Source organism: Streptomyces sp. SCSIO 30461 (assembly GCF_037023745.1).
Classification (GTDB): Bacteria; Actinomycetota; Actinomycetes; order Streptomycetales; family Streptomycetaceae; genus Streptomyces.
The window spans coordinates 5,208,649-5,231,559 of the sequence record NZ_CP146101.1; the positions used below are offsets into that span (position 1 = coordinate 5,208,649).

Genomic DNA, 22,911 nt, shown 5'->3' on the forward strand with positions numbered 1-22,911 from the left:
TTATTCGATGTGCGATGAGCGAGACGCCTGCCGCGCGGAGGCGTGTGATCAGGTGATGTCGTCGTATCCGTTGACCCGGGGTGCCCTGCCTCCATCGGCCCCACCACCGGCCTGCTCCGGAAGCGCCCGGGAGGATGGCACGGCCTCCACGGAGCCGATGGCCTCCGGGGTGAGGTCCAGCTCGGATGCCTCGTCGTCACTCAGCTCGGCGTCGGGGTTCGCGCGTCGGCGGCGGGCGTCGTTGAGGAACGAGAAACCGACGGCCAGGAAGTACAGCACGGCCAGCGGACCGGCCAGCAGCAGCATCGAGATCGGTTCACCGCCCGGCGTGGCGATCGCGGCGAAGGCGGTGAGGCCGATGATCATTCCGCGCCACCAGCCGAGCATGCGCCGGCCGCTGAGGACGTTCGTCATGTTCAGCAGGATCAGGAGCAGCGGCAGCTCGAAGGCAAGGCCGAACACCAGCACCATGCGGGTGATCAGGTCGAGGTAGTCGTCCAGCGGCAGCAGGGGCTTGGCGCCGGCCGGCGCGAAGCCGAGCAAGATCTCGGCGGTCTGCGGCAGGATCGAGTACGCCAGGTAGGCGCCGCCCAGGAAGAGGGGCACCCCGGCGACGACGAAGCTGACGGCGTAGCGCTTCTCGTGACTGTGCAGACCGGGCGCGACGAACGCCCACAGCTGGTAGAGCCAGACCGGAGTGGCGGCCAGGACGCCCGTCATCAGCGCGACCTTCAGCGCGATGGTGAACGGCGAGAGCAGGCCGTTCGTCGTCATCTCCGCGCACAGCTGGCCGTTCGCCATGCGCACCTGGCCCGCGTCGCAGCCGACCGACTCCAGGATCGGCCGCATCAGGATCTCGAAGATCTCCTTCTGGAAGAAGGCCGCGGCGATGGTGGCCACGGCGATCGCCAGAACCGACTTCAGCAGTCGGTTGCGCAGCTCACGCAGGTGCTCCCCGAGCGGCATACGCCCCTCGGTGTCCTTCTCCTGCTTGCGGGCAGACTTGAGCAACCCACTTCCTCGTCTCGTGCGAAAACCGTCGGGTGATTCGGGAAGAACCCTGACAACCCCAGATCAGCCGGGGTCGGCCGGGTCAGCTCTGAGTCGTACGGTTCGGCTCGGAGACCGGGCGGCTGCTCGTCACATCGCCGGGAGCGGCCTGGATCGTGCGAGGCGCGTCCTGGGTCTGGGCGGTCTGATCGGTGGTGGACTTGGCCGTCTGGTCGCCGTCCTGCTTCATCGCCTTCGCCTCGCTCTTGAGGATGCGGGCCGACTTGCCGAGCGAACGCGCCATGTCGGGCAGCTTCTTGGCACCGAACAGCAGCAGGATGACCACGACGATCAGAAGGATCTCAAGGGGCTTCAGATTGCCGATCATGTCTGACTTCCTTCTCGCTGAGGCGGCTGGGGGGCGGGGCTGCCCACGATCGGACAGGCATCCGATCAGCACGATGCATGCGATCGTAACCCGCCGAAGTAAACGCAGAGCAATGGCTGCGCATACTCGAAGTACGACCCGCACTGACCGTCCGGCCCGCTTTTGGAAGCGTACCTCGCGGGCAGTTCGACCGGATATGGGGGCCGAGTGAGGTCGGTAACCGCCAGGTGCCGCCGGCTCGCGCCAGGGCCGGGCGCGGGCTATCGCCAGGTGCCGCCGGCTCGCGCCAGCCGGGTCGCCGACCGTTCCAGGTCCTGGGCGGCGCGGTCGATCCGCTCGGTGGTGGCAGCCACCTGCCGGGCAAGGCGCTGGGCCTCGATGAAGACGCGGATGCCGAGGAGTCCGAGGACGGCGATGCCGAGGAATCCCAGAGCGATGGCGAGCATGGGCCAGAACATACGGCGGAACCTTCGGGGCGACGGGAAGATCAGACGGTGGAGTGGAGACGCAGCGTACGCACCCCGCCACCGGTGAGCAGCTCGACGATCCGCTCCCCCGCCGGCTTGCGCACGGCCGCCCCGCACTCGGTGCAGGTGAAGGAATAGAACGTCGTCCGTCTGCTGGCGCCGATCGCCAGCCGCAGGGCGGCGGCTGAGAGCTCCAGACGGCTGCGGCAGTCGGGGCACGCGGCCTTGAAAAGCACCGGGACCGACACCGGCACCTTGGACGCCTGGATTCCGGATAGCACGGACAGGTCTCCCCTCACTCCAGCATCACTCCACTCGGTCGCGGCCGTCAGCCCGGGCAGCCCGGAGCGACGGGGGTGTCATAGGCGGCCAAGGCGTCGGCCGCGGCCCGCTGGGCGCTGGCGGCCAGCTCCGGCGGGGAGACGATCCTGCCGTCCCGCCCGAGGCGCAGCCCGAGCCGCCGCAGCGAAGCGGGGTCCGGGGTGCGCAGAGTGATCCGCAGACCACCGTCGGGGAGCTCATCCGCGCTGTCGTGGGGGTAGTACTCGGCCACCCATCGACCGCCGGGGCTCACCTCGACCACGACCTCGGGGTCCTCGACCGATGGCTGCACCAGACCTTCCGAGAGGTCGCGCAGCTCGATCTCCGGTGGCGCGGAGGACTCGTCCAGCAAGCGGATCTCCGCGACCCTGTCCAGCCTGAAGGTCCGGCGTGCCTCGGAGAGGTAGCACCATGCCTCCATGTACGTGTGCCCGACGGCGAAGAGCCGGATCGGGTCCACCTCACGCTCCGTGAGCTCGTCACGCGCCGGCGAATAGTAACGCAGCCACAGCCTGCGGCGCTCGGAAATGGCCCGGTCGACGTCGGCGAAGACACCGCCCTCGGACTCGAAGATCACCGACAGCCGGGAGCTGGCGCCTGCGGCCTCCCCGGCAGCGGCCTCCAGTTTGGCGGTCGCCCTCAGCAGCGCCTCGCGGTCGCCCTCGCGCAGTCCGGGCAGGGTGGCGACGGCGCGGGCGGCGACCAGCAGCGCGGTCGCCTCGTCCGCGGCGAGCCGCAACGGTTCGGCTGCTTCTGCCGCGAGGGCGCCCGGATTGCGCCACCAGATCCGGTCGCCGTCCGTGTCGATGTCGAGCAGGTCGCCGCCACGGAAGCTCGTGCCGCACATGGGCAGCACATCGAGATCGGCGATCAGCTCGTCCTCGGTGATCCCGAAGGCCCGGGCGACGTCCCCAACCCGCGCTCCTGGGCGTTCCCGCAGATAGGTCACCAGCGAGAGCATCCGCCGGGTCTGGTCAATGGCGTTCGCGGCCATAGTCGTCCGAGTCCCTTTCAGCCCTTGGCCACGGCACGCAGCCGGTCGACAACATCGGCCCGCAGATCCGCCGGCTCCAGCACGACGACGTCCGGGCCGAACTCCACCAGCCAGGCATCCAGGCCGTGTCCATACGGAATCTGCAACTCATCCCAGCCGTCGTCGAGTTCCCGAATCGCGGTGGCGCGGGCGCGCAGCGGATAGCCGGCGTCGGAGCGCAGCCTGATCAGCGCGGACCGGGTCGCGTTCTCCCCGGCCCAGCTCTCCACGGTCTCGCGCACCGTCACCACGTCCGGGACGGGCGCCGTGTACCTCCCGGCGCGGGAACGGACCCGGCCGGTGATCCGGGACAGCCGGAAAACCCGCTCGGCGCCGCGGTCCCGGTCCCAGCCCGCGAGATACCAGTGGCCGCGCCAGCACTCCAGCGTCCATGGCTCGACCTGGCGGGTCTCGGGGTGTGCGGCGTTGGACTTCCGGTAGTCGAAGACGACCGGACGGTGGTCCCGACACGCCAGCATCAGGGGCTCGAAGGCGGCCTCGTGGACGGGGATTCGCGGTTCGAGCGCGCTGTGCTGCGCCGCGTCATAGGCGTCCTCGGCCTCCGGCATACCCGCGGCGCGCAGCTTCTGCAGCGCCCCGCTGGCCGCTCCGGCCAGCCTCGCCTGCTGCCAGACCTTCGCGGCCAGGCCCAGAGCCGCGGCCTCCTCGGCATCGAGGGTGATGGGTGGAAGCCGGTTGGAGTCGCGACGGGCGAGATAGCCCGTCTCCCCGTCCAGGTTCTCCACCGTGGCGATGATCAGGCCGAGTTCGCGCAGGTCGTCCTTGTCGCGCTCGAACATACGGTTGAAGGCGTCGTCGTTGCCCGCCTCGAGGTAGGCCTCGATGGAACCGCGCAGCTCACGCTTGCTGAGCGGCCTTCGTGTGCCGAGAAGGCACAGCGCCAGGTTCATCAGCCGCTCGGCCTTGGCAATGGCCATCGACGCCCTACCCGCCTTCCCCGGAGGTCACACCGTTTCCTGATCGTTGAACCTACCGCTACGGGCTGTCGTGGCAAAAGCGCGGGCCCCCGCCTTGTCAGGCGGGGGCCCACTGTGACCGGTTGCGATCAGATCGCGACCAGGTCGCAGACGAAGATCAGCGTCTCACCGGGGCCGATGAGGCCGCCCCCGGCGCCGCGATCGCCGTAGGCGAGGTGGGCGGGGATGACCAGCTGGCGGCGGCCGCCGACCTTCATGCCCTGGACACCCTGGTCCCAGCCCTTGATGACCTGGCCGACACCGAGCTGGAACCGGAGCGGAGTGCCACGGTTCCAGGACGCGTCGAACTCCTCACCGGTCGAGAAGGCCACGCCCACGTAGTGCACGGCAACCGTGTCACCGGCCTTGGCCTCGGGGCCGTCGCCCTCCCAGATTTCCTTGATCTCCAGGTCGGCCGGCGGCTCGCCGCCCGGGAAGTCGATCTCGGGCTTCTCGATGTTCACTGCTGTGCTCCTCAAACTGATGAACTTCGCAACCGGCACAGTCTCACAGATCGGCGGACGGACCGCGCCTCAGACCGCGCCGACGATGTCGACCACGAAGACCAGCGTGTTCTTCGCGAGCTCGCTGGAAGGGTCGGCGCCGTAGCCGAGGGAGGGCGGAATCACCAGCAGGACCCGGTCGCCGACGTTCTTGCCGACCAGTCCCTTGTCCCAGCCCTCGATGACGGAGCCGGTACCGATCTGGAAGGCCGTCGCACCCCCGTGGTCCCAGGAGGAGTCGAACTTCTTGCCGTCCTCCCACTTGACGCCCGTGTACTGCGCGATCAGGCCCTGACCGGCCTCGACCTTGGGGCCGTTGCCCTTGATCAGGACCTGCTCCTTCAGCGTGGTGGGAGCCTTCTCGCCCTTCGGGATCGTGATGGTGGCGGCCTTCTGCGCGGGGGCGCTCACCGTCGGCATCCCCGGGGCGGGAGCCGCCTGGGTCCCCTTGACCTCCGCCTTCGAGTCGACCTTGGCGGCACCGTCCAGGTCGACGACCCACACCAGGGTGTCCGTCGCCTTGATGCCCGACTGCGGGTTGAGGTTCTGTCCGATCAGTTCGCCCGCGGTCCCCTGGATGAGGATGCGGCTACCCGCCTTCTTCCCCTCGACCGCGTCCATGACCTTGGGGGGCAGGTTCTGGCTCTGTTCCCCCAGGCGCTCCACCGGCTGGCGGTGCGCGGTGGTCGCGCCGCCCTTCTCGGGGTACGTCCCACCGAGGTCGGCCGGGTCGTCCCACTTGCGCACGCTGTAGTCGACACGGACCCAGTCGCCCTTGGCGGCCTTGGCTCCGTTGCCCTCCGTGACGGTCTCCACGACGGTCTTGTCGGCGGGCTTCTCATCCTTGGGGACGGTGATCTGGGGCTTCTCGCCGAACTTCCCCTTGACCTCGGCCACACCTGCCACCGAGTCGTTCGATTCATTCGAACCGCACGCACTTGCGAACAGCAGGGCGGGCACGGCCAGCAGGGAGGCGATACGTCGCTTGGTGTTGTAGTTCATCAGTCCAACTGGGAGTCGAGGCCATGGGCAATGGCCGCCACTCTACGGTGTGCACTCCCCGCAGCCTTCGAAGCGCCGCCACAAGGGAATGCGCCCGGTGTCGCAGGACGCGTCACGTCCTACGGCACCGGGCGGCACCGCTGGGCCCCGACGGCTACATCCCGGCGATCAGCTTCTCCACCCGGTCGTCCACCGACCGGAACGGGTCCTTGCACAACACGGTCCGCTGGGCCTGGTCATTGAGCTTGAGGTGCACCCAGTCGACGGTGAAGTCGCGGCGCTGCTCCTGGGCACGGCGGATGAAGTCGCCGCGCAGCCGCGCCCTGGTGGTCTGCGGGGGCACCGACTTGCCCTCGAAGATCTTCAGATCGTTGCAGATCCTGGCCGTCTGCCCCTTCTTCTCCAGGAGGTAGTACAGGCCGCGGCGGCGGTGGATGTCGTGGTAGGCGAGGTCTATCTGGGCGACGCGCGGGTGAGACATCGTCATGTTGTGCTTGGCCCGGTACCGCTCCAGGAGCTTGTACTTGATGACCCAGTCGATCTCCGTACCGATCCGGTCCAGGTCCTCCTGCTCGATGGCGTCGAGCGTACGACCCCAGAGTTCCAGCACCTGCTCCACGGTGCCTGAACGGATCCCGCGACGGTCCACGAAGTCCACGGCCTTGTCGTAGTACTCACGCTGGATCTCCAGCGCGGAGGCCTCACGCCCGCTGGCCAGGCGCACCTTGCGGCGGCCGGTGATGTCGTGGCTGACCTCCCGGATGGCCCGGATGGGGTTCTCCAGGGTCAGATCACGCATCACCGTGCCCGCCTCGATCATGCGCAGCACCAGGTCGGTGGCGCCGACCTTGAGCAACATGGTCGTCTCGGACATGTTCGAGTCGCCGACGATGACATGCAGACGGCGGTAGCGCTCCGCGTCCGCGTGGGGCTCGTCGCGGGTGTTGATGATGGGTCGGGACCGGGTGGTGGCGGAGCTGACGCCCTCCCAGATGTGCTCTGCGCGCTGGCTGACGCAGTAGACGGCGCCGCGCGGGGTCTGGAGCACCTTTCCCGCGCCGCAGAGCAGCTGCCGGGTGACGAGGAACGGAATCAGGATGTCCGCGAGTCGCGAGAACTCCCCGTGCCTGGCCACCAGGTAATTCTCGTGGCACCCGTAGGAGTTTCCCGCCGAGTCGGTGTTGTTCTTGAAGAGGTAGACGTCGCCCGCGATTCCCTCCTCGTGCAGGCGGCGTTCGGCGTCGACGAGCAGGCCTTCGAGAATGCGCTCCCCTGCTTTGTCGTGCGTGACCAGCTCGGTCACATTGTCGCATTCCGGAGTGGCGTACTCCGGGTGTGATCCCACGTCGAGGTAGAGACGGGCCCCGTTGCGCAGGAAGACGTTACTGCTGCGGCCCCATGACACGACACGGCGGAAGAGGTACCGCGCCACTTCGTCAGGCGACAGTCGGCGCTGTCCCCTGAACGTGCACGTGACGCCGTACTCGTTCTCCAGCCCGAAAATTCGGCGGTCCATGACTGAACATTACGCCTGATGCCCTGTGCTGAAACCGGGTTCGACAGCACGGCTCCGATCAATTTCATCCCCTGACGCGATGTGCTCGCTCCGGCCGGGAACTGCGAGGACCCGTCCGGTTGCCAGCAGAACGAGCAGCGCGGCGATTCCGCCGACCCCCGCCACCGCGAAGCCCGCCACCGTCCCGCCCAGTTCCACGGCGGGACCCGCGGCCGCGGTGCCCACCGCGGTACCGACGCCGAACGTGGTCACCAGCCAGGAGAACGCCTCGGTGACGGTGCCCCGGGGAGCGTGCCGGTCGACGACGATGAAGGCGCAGGCGATCGCGGGGGCCAGGAACACCCCGGCGACCGCGCCGAGGGCGGTCATGGGCAGCACACCGGGGGTGAGCATCAGCGGCAGATACCCGAGCGCGAGCAGGGCCACGATGATCCGCAGCCGCCGCTCGGGGGCACCGGCCCACTGGCGGGCCCCGTACGCGAGCCCGCCGAGCAGCGCTCCGAGGCCGAGGGCGGCCATCAGCCAGCCGTACACGGTGTCGCCACCGTGGTCGTCGGCGTACGAGAGACCGGCGACCGTGATGGAGCCCAGGGCCAGGCCGACGAAGAAGAACGAGCCGAGCAGCGCCAGCAGACCGGCCGAGCGCAGTGCCCCCAGCCAGTGGGCCTCACGGGGCGCGGAGCGCCAGTTCCTGGACGGTGCGGACACGATGACCGAGATCGTGCCCACGAGCCCCAGGGCGTTGATGACGAGAAGCCCGGCGGCCGGGGAGAACAGCGACACCAGCAGGGTCACCAGCAACGGACCGACGGTGAACATGATTTCCTGGGCTATCGCGTCCATCGCGTAGGCCTGGTGCACCCGCTCCTCGCGATGGCCCAGGACGCCCGGCCACAGCGCCCTCAGCCCCCCTTCGAGTGGCGGCGTGAACACTCCGGCGACGGTCACCGCCGCGTACGCCAGCGGCAGCGAGCCGAGGCCGACTGCGGCGAGGAGCAGCATGCCCAGCGCCGAGACGACGGCGGAGGGCAGCTGGACACGGGGCTGACCGTGCAGATCCACCAGCCGCCCGAGGAGCGGCTGTCCCACGGCGGTGGCGAGGCCGTAGACGGCGGCGAGAGCCCCCGCGAGGGCGTAGCTGCCGCCCTCGGCGCGGATGAACAGCACGATCGCCACATGCGCGGTGGCGTTCGGCAGGCGGCCCACCAGGGTGCCCGCGAGGAGGCGTGCCGCATGCGGCACCTTGAGGATCTCTGCGTACCCGGACACTCCCGCGGCCATGTCCCGCCTTTTCGTTCAGGGAGTTTTACGTATAACTCGCGCTCCGTCATACGTACCATGAGCCCAGGCCACGAGTCCACCCGTGGCACACGGCACGAGGCGGAGGCGAGTGTGCAGCGGCCGACCAGCAGGGACGTGGCACGGGCGGCGGGGGTCTCGCAGGCCACGGTGTCGCTCGTCATGGGTGACAAATGGCGGGGGCGGGTGTCCGAGCGCACCGCCGCCTCGGTGCGGCAGGCCGCGCAGGTGCTGGGCTACCGCCCGAACCTGGCGGCCCGCAGCCTGCGTCTGGGTCGCACCCGGACCGCGCTGCTGGTGGTGCCGGCGCTGACCAACGAGTTCTTCGCCCGGGTGTACGCGGGCGCGGCCGATGTCGCGGCGGAGCACGACTTCGGCGTGGTGCTCTACCCCTCACCCGAAGGCATCGGCCCCGCGAAGGACCCCTTCGCATCGGCACGGGCCGCGCTGGACGGGGTGATCGCGTCATCGATGGCGGCGGGGGCGCTGAAGGCGATCCGCGGCACCGATCTGCCGCTCGTCATGCTGGACAGCGATCCGGCCGATCAGGGCGCCGCGGCGCAAGTGAACCTCGATATCGCGGATGGCATGCGGCAGGTGACGGGACATCTGGCCGCCCTGGGCCACCGGCGGTTCGTCCATCTGGCATCGGCGGTCCCGTCCTGGACCTTCGAAGTACGCTCCCGCGCACTGGAAACGGCGGTTCGCAAGGTCCCCGGGGCATCGCTGCGCAAGGTCCCGTCCCCTCTGGACGTGGACGGCGCCCGCGCCGCGGCCGAGCATGCCCTGACCGGACCGGACCGGACCCGCCCCACGGCCCTCGTCTGCGACGACGACATCGTCGCCGCGGGTGCGTGCAAGGCGGCCCGGCGGCTCGATCTGCGGGTGCCGGATGATGTCTCGGTGGTCGGCTTCGACGACATGACGCTGGCGACGGCGCTGGAGCCGGAGCTCACGACCGTCCGCCTCCCCGCGGAGCGGGTGGGCGCCGCGGGCATGTCCGCGCTCCTGTCCGTCCTCGCGGGTCGTGCCCCCGGCACGGGGGGCCTCCCGGTCACCCTGATCCCCCGGGCCTCCACGGGACCCGCCCCCCGCTGACCCGCATCGCGGGGTCCATAGCGGGTATGGCTCGGCGCCCCGTGCGGCGGTCCTGGCGCAGCGAGCGGACCCGGGCATGGTCGTGTGCGGTGTCACATGCGGCCGGCTGGACCGGTCCCACAGTCCGCCCTCGGCCGCGAACGCACTTGTGGGCCGTCGCCCGCGAGATACCCATCTCCGCCGCGACATGCGCGACCTGACGGCCGGAACCAACACGTTCAACGAGCAGCCACCTGCCGTGAACGGTGAGGCGGGCATTACGGTGGGACACGAAGACCTCCGTGCAGTGCAGTCTGATCGTTTCAGCATGAGATACACAAGCGCCCTGCGGCGGCGCCGACGGCGCCCGCGTTCGGTCCGCGTCTTCTGGCCTCTTCGCTGTCCGACGGTGCCGGCTCGTTGCGGCACACCATTCCGGAGGGGGCACGGTGACCGCGCACCCGCTGGGCAGGTGCGACGGGAACCGCACCGCCGTCCGCGGGCGGCGAATAATGCGTTGACGGCCCAGGGAGGTGTCCTGTTAGCCTCAAGGGGTCGTTCTGATTCGTTCTGGGCCTGTGTGCCCTAGAAAAGGGTGTTTGATGTCCCGGCCCGCGCCGAGTGCGCCTCGCCACACCGCGTAACCGTCCGCTGCCTTTCGCTGCCCGTTTCTCCGGGCTGCTACCGGACGTGTCCTCCGGTGCTATGACCTGCCTGTCCGCCGTTCCACGGTGTGCTCGGGCTGCCTTCTGACGAGGCCACTCGGCCTGCTCTTGCTGTCTTGATCGACTTCCAGCAAGGAGCACCCGGGTGTCCAACCACACCTCCACCGACATCAACACTCTCGGCCTCAGCACCTTCGCCTGCGCGTGGTGCAGGCTGTCCGTGTCCGTGTACGCCGCCGACGGCGCGCCGCGCAACCACTGCCCGTCCTGCCTGCACTCCCGGCACGTCCTCGACCACATCGAGGGCGGTCCGAGCGACTGCGAGGGCCGGATGTCCCCGATCGCCATCGCCGTACTCCGCACTGGTGACTGGATGGTGATCCACCGCTGCGTGCGCTGCGACGAGCTCACCTCGAACCCGGTGTGTGCGGACGACAACCAGCTCATCCTGGTGCGCATGGCGGTTCGCCCGCTGGCTCAACCGCCTTTCCCGCTCGAAGCGTTCGGAACCCTCTGACCGCCCGACAGAAAGGCAGCACCCTCATGGCACGCAACAACCACAGCGGTCGCGGGCGGCGCCGTGCACAGCGGCACAAGGACGTCCTACGCACTCAGGGCGGGCACCGGGCGAACGACTTCCGGTGCACGTCCTGCCGGCTCGACGTGTCCCTGGAGGCACCGGGCACCGCGCACCGCAACCACTGCCCCAACTGCCTGGCCAGCCTGCATGTCGACCGGAGGATCCCCGGCGACCGCGACGCGGACTGCCGCGGCCGGATGGAGGCGCTGGGCCTGTTCGTCCGCCCGGACGGAGAGTGGATGATCATCCACCAGTGCGTCTCCTGCGGCGAGCTCAGCGCCAACCGGATCGCCGGTGACGACAACCCGCTCGCCCTGGTCCGCCTCGCCCTCAGACCTCTCGCCGACCCCCGGCACGCCGGCCGCGCCCTGCTCACCCTGTGATCCGGCCGCGCCGGCCGAGATGGTCCTGTCCCTCGACGACCGCCCCATCCCGCCGGGTGACATGACCTTCGGCAAGCCCATGGCCGACGCGATCAGCGCCTACCAGCCGGAGTAACCGAAGCAACGAAGCCCCAGGTCGCGGCCCGGGGCTTCGCCATGAAGCGGACAAGATCCCCAGCTGCGAGAACGCCGGCATGAATCCCTTCAGGACGAGCTTCGGAGGCGGCGGAGGCATATGAGGCCGCAGGCCAGAACGCAGGCCCTGATGGAGGTCAGCGCGCCGCTCGTAGCGGATGCGGAGCCGCTTGAACTGGTGCAGCCGGGCGAAGGTACGCTCGACCACCCACCGGACCTTGCCCTGTCCCGAACCATGGGCCACACCCCGTCGGGCGATCACGGGCTTGATACCGCGCTTCCACGGCAGTCAACAACGCTCGTGAGCAATACACCCAGGCCGTGGGGACAGGGAGGCGGTCACGCCTCCCTGTCGGAGTCCTCCGCGTCGGACGGAATCTCCGTGGGCGTCGAGGCCGCATCGTCGGCTTCGAGGAGGCGGGACAGCTGCCGGCCCACGATCCGCTTGAACTTCCGCTTCTGCGGGCGCGTACGATCCAGGATCGCCACCTCCAGCCGCTCGGCGGGGATCTCCCGCTCCGTGCCGTTGGTGTCCCGGGACAGCGCCTGGACCGCCAGCTTCAGCGCCTCCGCGAGAGACATCCCGTCGCGGTGCCGCTGGTCCAGGAAGCTGCTGATCTGCTCCGCGTTGCCGCCGACCGCGACCGAGCCGTGCTCGTCCACGATCGAGCCGTCGTGCGGGAGTCGGTAGATCTGGTCGCCTTCCGGCGAGGTGCCGACCTCGGCGACGACCAGCTCCACCTCGTACGGCTTCTCGCCCGCGCTGGAGAAGATCGTGCCGAGTGTCTGCGCGTACACGTTGGCGAGCCCACGGGCCGTCACATCGTCGCGGTCGTAGGTGTACCCGCGCAGATCCGCGTAGCGCACACCGCCGATCCGCAGATTCTCGTACTCGTTGTACTTGCCGGCGGCGGCGAAGCCGATCCGGTCGTAGATCTCGCTGAACTTGTGCAGGGCACGGGACGGGTTCTCACCGACGAAGACGATGCCGTCGGTGTACTGGAGGACCACCAGGCTCCGGCCGCGTGCGATGCCCTTGCGCGCGTATTCCGCCCGGTCGGCCATGGCCTGCTGGGGTGAGACATAGAACGGCGTCGACACCGGCTATCCGTCCCTTTCTGTCAGTGGCGAGTGGGTCAGAGCAGCGAGGCGCGCGGGCCGTCGGGCTGCTGGAGGCGGTGCTCCAGAATGGCCCGGGCGATCTCGCCGGTCTCGTCGTCACTGAGCCTGCGGAAGCCCTCGTCGTTGATGACCGTGACGATGGGGTAGATACGGCGGGCCACGTCCGGTCCGCCGGTCGCCGAGTCGTCGTCCGCCGCGTCGTAAAGGGCTTGGACGACCAGGGTGACGGCCTGCTCCTCGGTCAGGTCCTCGCGGTAGAGCTTCTTCATGGCACCGCGCGCGAAGATCGAGCCCGAGCCGGTGGCCGCGTAGCCGTGCTCCTCCGAACGGCCGCCGGTGACGTCGTACGAGAAGATGCGGCCCTTCTCGCGGTCGATGTCCCAGCCGGCGAACAGCGGCACCACGGCGAGGCCCTGCATGGCCATGCCCAGATTGCTGCGGATCATCGTGGAGAGTCGGTTCGCCTTGCCTTCGAGCGAGAGCTGTGCGCCCTCGACCTTCTCGAAATGCTCCAGCTCCAACTGGAAGAGCTTCACCATCTCGACCGCGAGTCCCGCGGTGCCCGCGATGCCCACCGCCGAGTACTCGTCAGCGGGGAAGACCTTCTCGATGTCCCGCTGGGCGATCATGTTGCCCATGGTCGCCCGCCGGTCGCCGGCGAGCACCACTCCACCGGGGAAGGACGCGGCGACGATCGTCGTGCCGTGCGGCGCCTCCACCACGCCCTGCACCGGAGGCAGGACCCGCCTGCCAGGAAGCAGCTCCGGTGAGTGATCGCCGAGGAAGTCCATGAACGAGGAGGAGCCCGGCGTCAGGAAGGCTGCCGGCAGACGCCCGATGGTACGAGGGTTGGCTTCCACGCGTTTCCTTCCGAATTGGCGGCGGCCCGCCCCTGGGTCCGGGCCGATCTTGCGTGCTCTGCACGGACCTTACCCGTGCTGTCGCCGGTCATCCGTCCGGATACGGCCGGCCCTGAGGGGGCCGGCCGCACCGGACGGACAATCGGGGATGCCCCGACCGTTCGGGGGTGCTACTCTCCGCCCTTTTGCACGAAGGAGCGCACGAAGTCCTCGGCATTCTCTTCGAGTACGTCGTCGATCTCGTCCAGCACGGAGTCGACATCGTCGGACAGCTTTTCCTGGCGCTCCTTGAGGTCTTCGGAGGCCTGCGCGTCCTGCGCCTGCTCCTCGACCTCCTCGGTGGAGCGTGTGGCCCGCTGCTGACCGCCGCCGGTGTCCTTGGTTGCCATATCCCTCACCCCGCTCGGTTTGCCCGTTTGGTTGGCTCACTCAAGATCAGACCCTACAAGCAGGGTCTGACATCGGCCCCGCACTTTGCTCAACGTCCGGGGGATACCGCAATGATTCCCGGACGGGCGCCGTTTCAGCCCCCGGACAGCACCCGGACCAGGTCCTCGGCGGTGCGGCACCGGTCAAGCAGCTCTTTCACGTGGTTGCGGGTGCCTCTCAGGGGCTCCAGAGTGGGAACCCGTTGCAGAGAGTCACGGCCGGGCAGATCGAAGATCACGGAGTCCCAGGAGGCCGCGGCCACGTCGTCGGCGTACTGCTCCAGGCAGCGACCGCGGAAGTACGCCCTGGTGTCCTCAGGAGGCTTGCTCTCGGCCCGCTCGACTTCCGCCTCGTCCAGGAGCCGCTTCATCCTTCCGCGAGCCACCAGGCGGTTGTACAGGCCTTTCTCGGGCCGTACATCGGCGTACTGGAGGTCCACCAGGTGCAGCCGCGCGGCATCCCAGTCCACCCCGTCGCGGCGCCGGTAGCCCTCGAGGATCTCCCGCTTGGTGATCCAGTCCAGCTCTCCTGACAGGCTCATGGGATCGTTCTCCAGCCGGTTGAGGGTGTCCTCCCAGCGGGACAGCACGTCCTTGGTCTGATCGTCCGCATCCGCTCCGAAGCGCTCTTCGACGTACTTCCTGGCGAGCTCGAAGTACTCCATCTGCAACTGGACACCGGTGAGTGTCCGGCCGCTGCGCAGAGTGATCACACGCGTGAGCGTGGGGTCGTGGGAGACCTGGTGCAGGGTGCGCACCGGCTGGTCGACGGCCAGGTCCACGTTGATGAAGCCGTCCTCGATCATGGACAGCACCAGCGCGGTCGTGCCGAGCTTGAGGTAGGTCGAGATCTCGGAGAGATTGGCGTCGCCGATGATCACATGCAGCCGGCGGTACTTCTCTGCGTCGGCGTGCGGCTCGTCCCTGGTGTTGATGATGGGCCGCTTGAGCGTGGTCTCCAGGCCGACCTCGACCTCGAAGTAGTCCGCCCGCTGGCTGATCTGGAAGCCGTGCTCGTGGCCGTCCTGACCGATCCCCACCCGGCCTGCCCCCGTGACCACCTGCCGGGAGACGAAGAACGGGGTGAGGTGCCGCACGATGTCCGAGAACGGGGTCTCCCGCTTCATCAGGTAGTTCTCGTGCGTGCCGTAGGACGCGCCCTTGTTGTCGGTGTTGTTCTTGTACAGGTGGATCGGCTGCGCACCGGGGAGCTGGGCGGCCCGCTCCGCGGCCTCCGCCATGATCCGCTCCCCCGCCTTGTCCCAAAGGACGGCGTCGCGCGGGTTGGTCACCTCGGGGGCGCTGTACTCGGGGTGGGCGTGGTCGACGTAGAGCCTGGCGCCGTTGGTGAGGATGACGTTGGCCAGGCCGATGTCCTCGTCGGTGAGCTGGCTGGAATCGGCGGCCTCCCGGGCGAGGTCGAAGCCGCGGGCGTCCCGCAGCGGATTCTCCTCCTCGAAGTCCCAGCGGGCACGCCGTGCCCGGTGCATCGCGGCCGCATAGGCGTTGACGATCTGGGACGAGGTGAGCATGGCATTGGCGTTCGGGTGGCCGGGGACGGAGATCCCGTACTCCGTCTCGATGCCCATTACTCGCCGTACGGTCATGCGGCCCTCCTTGCCCGGCGGCGCTCCCGTCTGGGGCGGCGCTCAAGTACCGCTCGGTCTCCGGTGCGTGTGCGGTGCCCGTCCCCGCACCACGCGGCTCGGCGGTACCGACGAGCCTAGAACCCTCTGCGCTGGTGGGGAGATCAATTCGGTCATTGCTCTGTAGTGGTGCGATTACCCGTCCGCAGCACCTGGGAAAGCAGGCGGCTGCGGATGCCCTCCCCCGCTTTCGGCAGGGGAAGCCCCTGGGCATCCGCAGCCGGGCTGCGATTTACAGGTACTGACCGGTGTTGGCCACCGTGTCGATGGAGCGACCGGTGTCCGCGCCCTGCTTTCCGGTGACGAGGGTGCGGATGAACACGATCCGCTCGCCCTTCTTTCCGGAGATCCGGGCCCAGTCGTCCGGGTTGGTGGTGTTGGGCAGGTCCTCGTTCTCCTTGAACTCGTCCACGCACGCCTGGAGGAGGTGGGCGACCCGCAGACCCTTCTGGTTGTGGTCGAGGAACTGCTTGATCGCCATCTTCTTGGCCCGGTCCACGATGTTCTGGATCATGGCGCCGGAATTGAAGTCCTTGAAGTACAGGACTTCCTTGTCGCCGTTGGCGTACGTGACTTCCAGGAAGCGGTTCTCCTCGGATTCCGCGTACATCTGCTCCACAACGGACTGGATCATGCCCTGGACCGCCGCCTCCTTGGAGCCGGTGTGCTCCGAGACGTCGTCCGCGTGGAGCGGCAGCGTCGACCTGAGGTACTTCGCGAAGATGTCCTTCGCCGCCTCGGCATCCGGACGCTCGATCTTGATCTTGACGTCCAGCCGGCCCGGCCGCAGGATCGCCGGGTCGATCATGTCCTCGCGGTTGGACGCGCCGATCACGATGACGTTCTCGAGGCCCTCCACACCGTCGATCTCGGCGAGCAGCTGCGGGACGATGGTGTTCTCCACGTCGGAGCTGACACCGGAACCGCGGGTGCGGAAGAGCGACTCCATCTCGTCGAAGAAGACGATGACCGGGGTGCCCTCGCTGGCCTTCTCGCGTGCGCGCTGGAAGACCAGGCGGATGTGCCGCTCGGTCTCACCGACGTACTTGTTGAGGAGCTCGGGGCCCTTGATGTTGAGGAAGTAGCTCTTCCCCGCGGGCTGCCCGGTCACCTCGGCGACCTTCTTGGCAAGGGAGTTGGCGACCGCCTTGGCGATGAGCGTCTTCCCGCAGCCGGGCGGGCCGTAGAGCAGGATGCCCTTCGGCGGGCGCAGTTCGTGCTCCCGGAAGAGGTCCGGGTAGAGGTACGGCAGCTCGACCGCGTCGCGGATCATCTCGATCTGGTTGCCCAGACCGCCGATCTTGTCATAGTCGACGTCAGGGACCTCTTCGAGGACGAGCTCCTCGACCTCGCTCTTGGGCACGACCTCGTAGACGTAGCCGGACCTGGGTTCGAGCAGCAGGGCGTCACCGGGGCGGATGGTGGCGTCCAGCAGCGGCTCGGCGAGCCGCACCACCCGTTCCTCGTCGGTGTGCCCGATCACCAGGGCACGCTCGCCGTCCTCGAGGATCTCCTTGAGGGTGACGATGTCCCCGGTGCGCTCGAATTCCATGGCCTCGACCACGTTGAGCGCCTCGTTGAGCATGACTTCCTGGCCGCGCCTGAGCTCGTCGGGCTCGACGCTGGGGCTGACGTTCACCCGGAGTTTGCGGCCCCCGGTGAAGATGTCGGCGGTGCCGTCCTCGTTGGCCTGAAGGAACACACCGAAGCCCGCCGGTGGCTGCGCAAGCCGGTCGACCTCCTCCTTGAGGGCCACGATCTGATCGCGGGCCTCACGGAGCGTGTTCGCCAGCCGTTCGTTCTGAGCGGAAACGCCGGCCAGGTTTGTCTGCAGCTCGACGATCCGCTCTTCGAGAATCCTCGTGTGACGCGGAGAGTCGGCGAGCTTGCGGCGCAGGACGGCGATCTCCTGCTCGAGATAGGCAATCTGGCCGGCAGGGTCATCAGACCCCCGTCCCGGCCGGAAGCCGCGGTTGTTGTCGTCGTCGTGGGCTGCCACGGTCCTCACCTCCTCCAAGGGGAGCTGGACGCTTCCTGACCCTACCTGGGTGGGTGAAGATTGAAACCCCTAGATCACAAAGACGGAAGAGGTGTGTCCGATCTTCACCCTTGCGCTTCCCCTCACGCCAGGTGAATACCCACCCATCAACATCTGAAAGCGGGCGGTTGTTATCGTCGGAGCGGTCAACACCCGTCAGTGCTGGCACCTATTGATACACACCGCGCAGGAACGGCAGGCGACATGAACGAGGCTCTCGAAGTCTGGATCGATCAGGACCTCTGCACCGGCGACGGCATCTGCGTGCAGTACGCCCCCGAGGTCTTCGAGCTGGACATCGACGGACTCGCCTATGTGAAGAGTGGGGACGACGAGCTGCTGCAGGACCCGGGTGCCACAACGCCGGTGCCACTGCCCCTGCTGACCGATGTCATCGACTCCGCCAAGGAGTGCCCGGGCGACTGCATCCATGTGCGCCGGGTCGCCGACCGGGTCGAGGTGTACGGCCCCGACGCCGAGTAGCCGTCGGGGTCCGGCACGCACCACCCGGACGGAAAGTGATCGTTCAGACACCTTCCGCGACCGAGGCCGGCAGGCGGGACTCCATGAACCTGCCGCTCCGCCACTGCCACTTGGCCTGCTCCTGCTCGTCCGGGCAGCAGCGTGGGACCTCGGGCGACGAGTAGCCGAGCAGGGTCGCCGCGACGGCCCCGTCCCGGACGGCGAACGCGCTCACGCTGAGCCGCTCGGCAGGATCCAGCAGGGTGGCCACGACGCGTGCGGCGCCGGTGGGTGACCGTGCGATGACGTAGACGCCGTCCGGCGGGGTGCCGGAGCCCGCAACACACCTGGCCACCACGGCGGTCTCCGGTCCACCGTCGCCGTCCAGGTCGCCCGACGCCCTCCGCACGATCTCCATGCCGGCACCGCCGCACTCGAGCGGCAGCTCGACGAGGGCCGGGTCGGGTGCGGCGGGAGTCGTCACGGCGACCGCGCCCTCACCGGACTGGTCGGCCTTCGCGGTCCCGGGGTCGAGCAGGCCGGCGCCGGCGACCACGGCGGCCATCGCTGTCGCGGTGGCAAGCCAGTGCACCGGGCGGCTGGCGGTGTGCGCGAGGTCCGGAAGCGTCGCGGAGGTCTGCACGCGAAGTGACTCCTGTGCGGCTGTGCGGGCTGTGCCGATGCGAACACCGGCACTGGGAGGCGTACGCATCGTGCCACACGTCACAGTGCCCGGGAACAGCAGGGTGGGCAATGCCAACGTAAAGCCGCCGCCGTCGAGTTCTCCCACGACTGCGGGAACTCGACGGCGGCAGGCGTACGTTGTGGGTGGTTTCAGCCCTTGTTGGGGCCTTCGTAGTCCTCGCCGTACGCGCCCTTCGCGGGGCGCCGGCGGCGCATCGGGGGCTCCACCCCGTCAGCGAGCCGGCGGGCGGTCACCAGGAAGCCGGTGTGGCCGATCATCCGGTGGTCCGGGCGCACCGCGAGGCCCTCGACGTGCCAGTTGCGGATCATGGACTCCCACGGCTGCGGCTCGGCGTAGCAGCCGATCTCGCGGATGGACTCCACGGTCCTGGCGAGCTGGGTGGTGGTGGCCACGTAGCAGCACAGGATGCCGCCCGGGACGAGCGCCTTGGAGACGGCCTCCAGGCACTCCCAGGGGGCCAGCATGTCCAGGACGACGCGGTCGACGTCCGCGTCCGAGAGGTTGTCCTGAAGGTCGCCGACCGTGAGCGTCCAGGCGGGGTGGGGGCCACCGAAGTAGCGCTCCACGTTCGCCTTGGCGATCTCGGCGAAGTCCTCCCGGCGCTCGTACGAGTGCAGCATGCCCTCGTCGCCGATGGCCCGCAGCAGGAAGCTGCTCAGCGAGCCCGAGCCCACACCCGCCTCGACGACGCGTGCGCCGGGGAAGATGTCGGCGAACGCCAGGATCTGCCCCGCGTCCTTGGGGTAGACCACGGCGGCGCCGCGGGGCATGGACAGGACATAGTCGGGGAGCAGGGGGCGCAACGCCAGGTAGGCGACGTTTCCCGTGGTACGGACGACACTGCCCTCGGGGGCGCCGATCAGCTCGTCATGCGGGAAGGAACCCTTGTGGGTGTGGAAGTTCTTCCCGGCTTCGAGCGTGAACGTGTAGTGGCGTCCCTTGGGGTCGGTGAGCTGGACCTGGTCCCCGACCTTGAAGGGCCCGCGACGGCGGGCGGCACCGGTCGGTTCGGACATGTGACCAGGGTACCGGCTGTTTCTCAGCCGGATGGACGCGCCATCGCCTTGACGAAGGCACGTTCGACATCCGCGGTGGACAGGACGCCGTAGATCTCACCCGTCTCCTCCACCACGAGGTACTCGGTGGCGGGCGTGGCCCGGAGTCGGTCGAGCAGGGCTTCGCCGGCGAGGTCGGCGGGGACCCGCATGCCGTCGGTGAGCTCCTGGGCGAGGCCGCTGACGGCGACCCAGGGGCGGCGGTGCTGCGGAACCCCGGCGATCGCCGCCTCGCGGACCAGGGCCGTCGGTTTGCCGTGGCCGTCGACCACCACCAGGGCACGGGCTCCGGCCTCGTTGGCACGCCGGAGCGCCTCGGACAGCGGGGTGCCGGATTCGACCGGGACGGCACGGCGGGTGAGGGTGCGGGCGTTCAGTTCCGGCAGGTGCTGGCGGAGTCGGGCCATCCGCAGGCTGTTGCCCGCGCCGGTCCAGATGATGGCGGCGAGGATCGCGGCGAGCAGGGCGTCGGTGACGGTCTCCATCCCGCCGATTTCCGCGGTGGGGTTGCCGAGGGCTCCCGTGTGCGTGAGCAGCGGAAGGCCCACCAGCACCGCGATGGCCAATGCCCGACCGACCCAGGCGGCGGCGACGGTGCCGCTCATCGGGTTTCCGGTGATCTTCCAGACGACCGCGCGCAGCATCCGGCCGCCGTCCAGCGGCAGGCCGGGCAGCAGGTTGAAGATCGCGACGATCAGGTTGGAGATCATCAGCCCGGCGAGCAGGACCGCGGGGACGGTACCGGGCTCCACGACCTGTACGGCGGCGTAGAAGATCCCGGCGAGCACCAGCGAGAGCAGTGGGCCTACGAAGGCGAGGACGAATTCCCGGCCGGGCGTCTCGGACTCCTTCTCGATCTCCGAGACGCCGCCGAAGAACTGGAGCTGGATTCGGCGCACCGGCAGCTTGTAGCGGAGTGCGACGACCGTGTGCGCCAGTTCGTGGACGAGCACGGAGGCGTAGAAGGCGACCGCGAAGAACAGCGAGACGAGGTACCGGGCGTTGCCCAGCTCGGGCAGCACGCGCTCCAGTTGCCCGCCGAACACCCAGGTGATGAGGGCCGCGACCAGGAACCAGCTCGGTGCGACATAGACGGGCACCCCGAAGGGACGGCCCATGAGGATGCCGCCACCGGGCTCGTCGGGCCGCTGCTGTCCGCGGTCCACCGGGACGGCCACTCCGGTCTCCCCGGTCTCCCCGGTCTCCCCGGTCTCCCCGGTCTCTGCGCCTCCCCCGGCTGCGCCCGCTCCCCCGGTTTCACCGGCCTTCCCCGTGCCGGACCGCGGGCGGGTGTGCTCGCCGCTCTCGTCGTCCTTGTTCACGGGGTTCACGGGTTCCCTTCGTTGCGGTCGTTGCGGTCGTCGCACCGGTCGCGGTCACTGCGGTCACTCGCCCGATCATGCGGTGCGAGAAGGTCTGCCGTCGATGGTATTCCGCTCGCTGTCGGTGGCGGGCCGTAGGGTCTTCGTCATGAGTACGAGTCAGCCGCCGGATTCCGGTCCTTCGGTGCCCGATCGCAGGCCTCCGGCCTCACTGTCGCCTTCGCGGGCGAGCGACTTCATGCAGTGCCCCCTGCTCTACCGCTTCCGGGTGATCGACAAACTGCCCGAGCAGCCGAGCGAGGCAGCGACCCGGGGCACGCTGGTGCACGCGGTCCTTGAACGGCTGTTCGACGCACCCGCTGCCGAGCGCACCCCGCCCCGGGCGAAGTCCCTGATCCCGGCCCAGTGGGACCGGCTGCTCGAATCGCGTCCCGAGCTCGGCGGACTGTTCGCGGACGATCCGGAGGGCGAGCGGCTGGCGCGCTGGATGTCGGATGCGGAGCGGCTGGTGGAGCGCTGGTTCTCCTTGGAGGACCCGACACGTCTCGAGCCTGCCGAGCGCGAGCTGTTCGTGGAGACGGAGCTGGAGTCGGGGCTGCGTCTGCGCGGTGTGATCGACCGGGTCGACGTGGCGCCCACGGGCGAGGTGCGGATCGTCGACTACAAGACGGGCAAGGCGCCGCGGCCCGAGTACAGCGAGGGCGCGCTGTTCCAGATGAAGTTCTACGCGCTGGTGGTCTGGCGCCTCAAGCGCGTCGTGCCGAGGCGGCTCCAGCTGGTGTACCTGGGCAGCGGCGAGGTGCTGACATACGATCCGGTCGCGGCGGATCTCGAGCGAGTGGAGCGCAAGCTGCTGGCGCTCTGGGACGCGATCGTCCGGGCCACGGAGTCCGGTGACTGGCGGCCTCGGCCGTCGAAGCTCTGCGGTTGGTGCGACCACCAGGCGCACTGCCCGGAGTTCGGCGGGACTCCGCCCGTCTACCCGCTGCCGCTGGTTCCGCCACAGCCATCGCCCTGAGGCGGTCCGGGGCAGACGCCCCGGACAAGGCCCCAGGACCGTTCCGTGAGGGGGCACCCGGGTCGAGACCAGGCGGATCCGCCAAATGATCCGCCCGGATGGGCCGAAAAGCATCCGAAGTCGGGCTCGTGCGGTGGTCAGGGCAGAATGGGCCGATCTAGCGAAGGAGAACCCGTGGCTATCCGCGTCCTACTGGTCGATGATCAACCGCTGCTGCGCACCGGCTTCCGGATGATCCTGGAGGCGGAACAGGACATCGCGGTGGTCGGTGAGGCCGGGGACGGCCTTCAGGCGCTGGACCAGGTGCGGGCGCTTCAGCCCGATGTGGTGCTGATGGACATCCGCATGCCGCGGATGGACGGAGTGGAAGCCACCCGGCAGATCACCGGCCCCGGGCGGGACGGCCCGGCGAAGGTGCTGGTGCTGACCACCTTCGACCTGGACGAGTACGTGGTGGAGGCACTCCGGGCGGGGGCAAGCGGCTTCCTGCTGAAAGACGCCCCCGCAAATGAACTGGTGCAGGCGATCCGGGTCGTCGCGGCGGGAGAGGCGATGCTCGCCCCGAGCATCACACGCCGGCTGCTGGACAAGTACGCGGGCCACCTTCCGTCGGGTGAGGAGGCCGTGCCGGACACCCTGCACACGCTGACCGATCGCGAGGTCGAGGTGCTGAAGCTGGTCGCGCGGGGCTTGTCGAACGCGGAGATCGCCGCGGATCTCTTCGTCAGCGAGACGACGGTCAAGACGCATGTGGGCCATGTGCTGACGAAGCTGGGCCTGCGGGACCGGGTGCAGGCAGCGGTGTACGCGTATGAGAGCGGCCTGGTGCGCCCCGGAGCGCAGTAGGGCTTCCGGCCGGCCTTCCCCGCCGGGCCGGGCACGATCGTCGGCACGGGAAGGGGCCTGGCCCGCGCTTCC

24 protein-coding genes and 2 pseudogenes are annotated in these 22,911 nt (G+C 68.9%); 6 read left to right on the top strand and 20 right to left on the bottom strand.

The annotated features are described in order from the left end of the window. Positions 1–48: 48 nt before the first annotated feature. The 10 genes from tatC to V1460_RS23350 form a co-directional block, all read right to left on the bottom strand. Entirely contained in the window at positions 49–1,011 is a 963-nt protein-coding gene (gene tatC, locus V1460_RS23305) for a twin-arginine translocase subunit TatC (RefSeq protein ID WP_338675560.1), read from the bottom strand. Positions 1,012–1,093: 82 nt separating this feature from the next. Then, positions 1,094–1,378 carry a Sec-independent protein translocase subunit TatA gene (gene tatA, locus V1460_RS23310; protein WP_338675561.1) on the bottom strand — a complete coding sequence of 95 codons (285 nt, stop codon included), beginning with the start codon at positions 1,376–1,378 and terminating at the stop codon, positions 1,094–1,096. 260 nt (positions 1,379–1,638) lie between these two features. After that, the gene (locus V1460_RS23315; RefSeq protein ID WP_338675562.1) at positions 1,639–1,836 is read right to left on the bottom strand and encodes a hypothetical protein; all 198 of its coding nucleotides are present in this window, start codon (positions 1,834–1,836) and stop codon (positions 1,639–1,641) included. Positions 1,837–1,865: 29 nt separating this feature from the next. Next, on the bottom strand, positions 1,866–2,132 hold the full coding sequence (locus tag V1460_RS23320) for a hypothetical protein (protein WP_338678168.1): 267 nt from the start codon (positions 2,130–2,132) through the stop codon (positions 1,866–1,868). A gap of 41 nt (positions 2,133–2,173) precedes the next feature. Beyond that, positions 2,174–3,160, bottom strand: a complete 987-nt coding sequence (locus V1460_RS23325) for a WYL domain-containing protein (RefSeq protein WP_338675563.1) — start codon at positions 3,158–3,160, stop codon at positions 2,174–2,176. Positions 3,161–3,177: 17 nt separating this feature from the next. Further along, the gene (locus V1460_RS23330) at positions 3,178–4,137 is read right to left on the bottom strand and encodes a WYL domain-containing protein (protein ID WP_338675564.1); all 960 of its coding nucleotides are present in this window, start codon (positions 4,135–4,137) and stop codon (positions 3,178–3,180) included. A gap of 128 nt (positions 4,138–4,265) precedes the next feature. Beyond that, positions 4,266–4,640: an FKBP-type peptidyl-prolyl cis-trans isomerase gene (locus tag V1460_RS23335; protein WP_338675565.1), complete on the bottom strand. Its 375-nt coding sequence runs from the start codon at positions 4,638–4,640 to the stop codon at positions 4,266–4,268. Positions 4,641–4,709: 69 nt separating this feature from the next. After that, positions 4,710–5,681 carry an FKBP-type peptidyl-prolyl cis-trans isomerase gene (locus V1460_RS23340; RefSeq protein WP_338675566.1) on the bottom strand — a complete coding sequence of 324 codons (972 nt, stop codon included), beginning with the start codon at positions 5,679–5,681 and terminating at the stop codon, positions 4,710–4,712. Between the two features lie 154 nt (positions 5,682–5,835). After that, positions 5,836–7,197, bottom strand: coding sequence for a Pup--protein ligase (gene pafA / locus V1460_RS23345; RefSeq protein ID WP_338675567.1), 1,362 nt, complete (start codon positions 7,195–7,197; stop codon positions 5,836–5,838). A gap of 9 nt (positions 7,198–7,206) precedes the next feature. Beyond that, positions 7,207–8,478 (bottom strand): MFS transporter, encoded by a 1,272-nt coding sequence (locus tag V1460_RS23350; RefSeq protein ID WP_338675568.1) that lies wholly within the window; start codon positions 8,476–8,478, stop codon positions 7,207–7,209. 57 nt (positions 8,479–8,535) lie between these two features. Here V1460_RS23350 and V1460_RS23355 point away from each other — a divergent pair, with 57 nt between their 5' ends. After that, positions 8,536–9,594, top strand: coding sequence for a LacI family DNA-binding transcriptional regulator (locus V1460_RS23355; RefSeq protein WP_338675569.1), 1,059 nt, complete (start codon positions 8,536–8,538; stop codon positions 9,592–9,594). Positions 9,595–9,672: 78 nt separating this feature from the next. Here V1460_RS23355 and V1460_RS23360 read toward each other — a convergent pair. Then, positions 9,673–9,865: pseudogene (locus tag V1460_RS23360) on the bottom strand (leucine zipper domain-containing protein); the annotation flags it as partial. 518 nt (positions 9,866–10,383) lie between these two features. Here V1460_RS23360 and V1460_RS23365 point away from each other — a divergent pair. Together V1460_RS23365 and V1460_RS23370 are read left to right on the top strand one after the other, a co-directional pair. After that, complete coding sequence (locus V1460_RS23365) at positions 10,384–10,755, top strand: RNHCP domain-containing protein (RefSeq protein WP_338675570.1); 372 nt, start codon at positions 10,384–10,386, stop codon at positions 10,753–10,755. Between the two features lie 26 nt (positions 10,756–10,781). After that, positions 10,782–11,201 (top strand): RNHCP domain-containing protein, encoded by a 420-nt coding sequence (locus tag V1460_RS23370; protein ID WP_338675571.1) that lies wholly within the window; start codon positions 10,782–10,784, stop codon positions 11,199–11,201. Positions 11,202–11,405: 204 nt separating this feature from the next. Here V1460_RS23370 and V1460_RS23375 read toward each other — a convergent pair. The 6 genes and pseudogenes from V1460_RS23375 to arc all read right to left on the bottom strand — a co-directional run. Next, positions 11,406–11,613: pseudogene (locus V1460_RS23375) on the bottom strand (transposase); the annotation flags it as partial. A 62-nt stretch (positions 11,614–11,675) separates the two neighbouring features. Beyond that, a complete protein-coding gene (prcA, locus tag V1460_RS23380; protein ID WP_338675572.1) occupies positions 11,676–12,437 on the bottom strand; it encodes a proteasome subunit alpha in 762 nt (253 codons plus the stop codon). Between the two features lie 35 nt (positions 12,438–12,472). Continuing rightward, entirely contained in the window at positions 12,473–13,318 is an 846-nt protein-coding gene (prcB, locus tag V1460_RS23385) for a proteasome subunit beta (RefSeq protein WP_338675573.1), read from the bottom strand. A gap of 170 nt (positions 13,319–13,488) precedes the next feature. After that, complete coding sequence (locus V1460_RS23390; RefSeq protein WP_093657191.1) at positions 13,489–13,707, bottom strand: ubiquitin-like protein Pup; 219 nt, start codon at positions 13,705–13,707, stop codon at positions 13,489–13,491. A gap of 134 nt (positions 13,708–13,841) precedes the next feature. Then, complete coding sequence (gene dop, locus V1460_RS23395; RefSeq protein ID WP_338675574.1) at positions 13,842–15,353, bottom strand: depupylase/deamidase Dop; 1,512 nt, start codon at positions 15,351–15,353, stop codon at positions 13,842–13,844. A gap of 271 nt (positions 15,354–15,624) precedes the next feature. Beyond that, on the bottom strand, positions 15,625–17,391 hold the full coding sequence (arc, locus tag V1460_RS23400) for a proteasome ATPase (RefSeq protein ID WP_338675575.1): 1,767 nt from the start codon (positions 17,389–17,391) through the stop codon (positions 15,625–15,627). Positions 17,392–17,634: 243 nt separating this feature from the next. Between arc and V1460_RS23405 the strand changes: the two genes are divergently transcribed. Next, a complete protein-coding gene (locus tag V1460_RS23405; protein WP_338675576.1) occupies positions 17,635–17,913 on the top strand; it encodes a ferredoxin in 279 nt (92 codons plus the stop codon). 43 nt (positions 17,914–17,956) lie between these two features. Here V1460_RS23405 and V1460_RS23410 read toward each other — a convergent pair whose 3' ends face one another. The 3 genes from V1460_RS23410 to V1460_RS23420 all read right to left on the bottom strand — a co-directional run bounded on the left by V1460_RS23410 (position 17,957) and on the right by V1460_RS23420 (position 20,975). Then, complete coding sequence (locus V1460_RS23410; protein WP_338675577.1) at positions 17,957–18,535, bottom strand: hypothetical protein; 579 nt, start codon at positions 18,533–18,535, stop codon at positions 17,957–17,959. Positions 18,536–18,726: 191 nt separating this feature from the next. Then, complete coding sequence (locus V1460_RS23415) at positions 18,727–19,614, bottom strand: tRNA (adenine-N1)-methyltransferase (protein WP_338675578.1); 888 nt, start codon at positions 19,612–19,614, stop codon at positions 18,727–18,729. 23 nt (positions 19,615–19,637) lie between these two features. Then, on the bottom strand, positions 19,638–20,975 hold the full coding sequence (locus V1460_RS23420) for a site-2 protease family protein (protein WP_338678169.1): 1,338 nt from the start codon (positions 20,973–20,975) through the stop codon (positions 19,638–19,640). Positions 20,976–21,123: 148 nt separating this feature from the next. On the opposite strand from V1460_RS23420, the gene V1460_RS23425 reads away from it, so the two are divergent. Together V1460_RS23425 and V1460_RS23430 are read left to right on the top strand one after the other, a co-directional pair. Beyond that, positions 21,124–21,993: a RecB family exonuclease gene (locus tag V1460_RS23425; protein WP_338675579.1), complete on the top strand. Its 870-nt coding sequence runs from the start codon at positions 21,124–21,126 to the stop codon at positions 21,991–21,993. Positions 21,994–22,167: 174 nt separating this feature from the next. Further along, positions 22,168–22,839 (top strand): response regulator transcription factor, encoded by a 672-nt coding sequence (locus V1460_RS23430; RefSeq protein ID WP_338675580.1) that lies wholly within the window; start codon positions 22,168–22,170, stop codon positions 22,837–22,839. Positions 22,840–22,911 lie beyond the last annotated feature (72 nt).

Coding starts and splice junctions, on each gene's coding strand:
- V1460_RS23325 (WP_338675563.1), bottom strand. CDS start 3,160: ATGGCCGCGAACGCCATTGACCAGACCCGGCGGATGCTCTCGCTGGTG.
- tatA (WP_338675561.1), bottom strand. CDS start 1,378: ATGATCGGCAATCTGAAGCCCCTTGAGATCCTTCTGATCGTCGTGGTC.
- V1460_RS23315 (WP_338675562.1), bottom strand. CDS start 1,836: ATGTTCTGGCCCATGCTCGCCATCGCTCTGGGATTCCTCGGCATCGCC.
- V1460_RS23350 (WP_338675568.1), bottom strand. CDS start 8,478: ATGGCCGCGGGAGTGTCCGGGTACGCAGAGATCCTCAAGGTGCCGCAT.
- V1460_RS23425 (WP_338675579.1), top strand. CDS start 21,124: ATGAGTACGAGTCAGCCGCCGGATTCCGGTCCTTCGGTGCCCGATCGC.
- V1460_RS23355 (WP_338675569.1), top strand. CDS start 8,536: ATGAGCCCAGGCCACGAGTCCACCCGTGGCACACGGCACGAGGCGGAG.
- dop (WP_338675574.1), bottom strand. CDS start 15,353: ATGACCGTACGGCGAGTAATGGGCATCGAGACGGAGTACGGGATCTCC.
- V1460_RS23390 (WP_093657191.1), bottom strand. CDS start 13,707: ATGGCAACCAAGGACACCGGCGGCGGTCAGCAGCGGGCCACACGCTCC.
- V1460_RS23415 (WP_338675578.1), bottom strand. CDS start 19,614: ATGTCCGAACCGACCGGTGCCGCCCGCCGTCGCGGGCCCTTCAAGGTC.
- V1460_RS23330 (WP_338675564.1), bottom strand. CDS start 4,137: ATGGCCATTGCCAAGGCCGAGCGGCTGATGAACCTGGCGCTGTGCCTT.
- V1460_RS23405 (WP_338675576.1), top strand. CDS start 17,635: ATGAACGAGGCTCTCGAAGTCTGGATCGATCAGGACCTCTGCACCGGC.
- V1460_RS23340 (WP_338675566.1), bottom strand. CDS start 5,681: ATGAACTACAACACCAAGCGACGTATCGCCTCCCTGCTGGCCGTGCCC.
- V1460_RS23370 (WP_338675571.1), top strand. CDS start 10,782: ATGGCACGCAACAACCACAGCGGTCGCGGGCGGCGCCGTGCACAGCGG.
- pafA (WP_338675567.1), bottom strand. CDS start 7,197: ATGGACCGCCGAATTTTCGGGCTGGAGAACGAGTACGGCGTCACGTGC.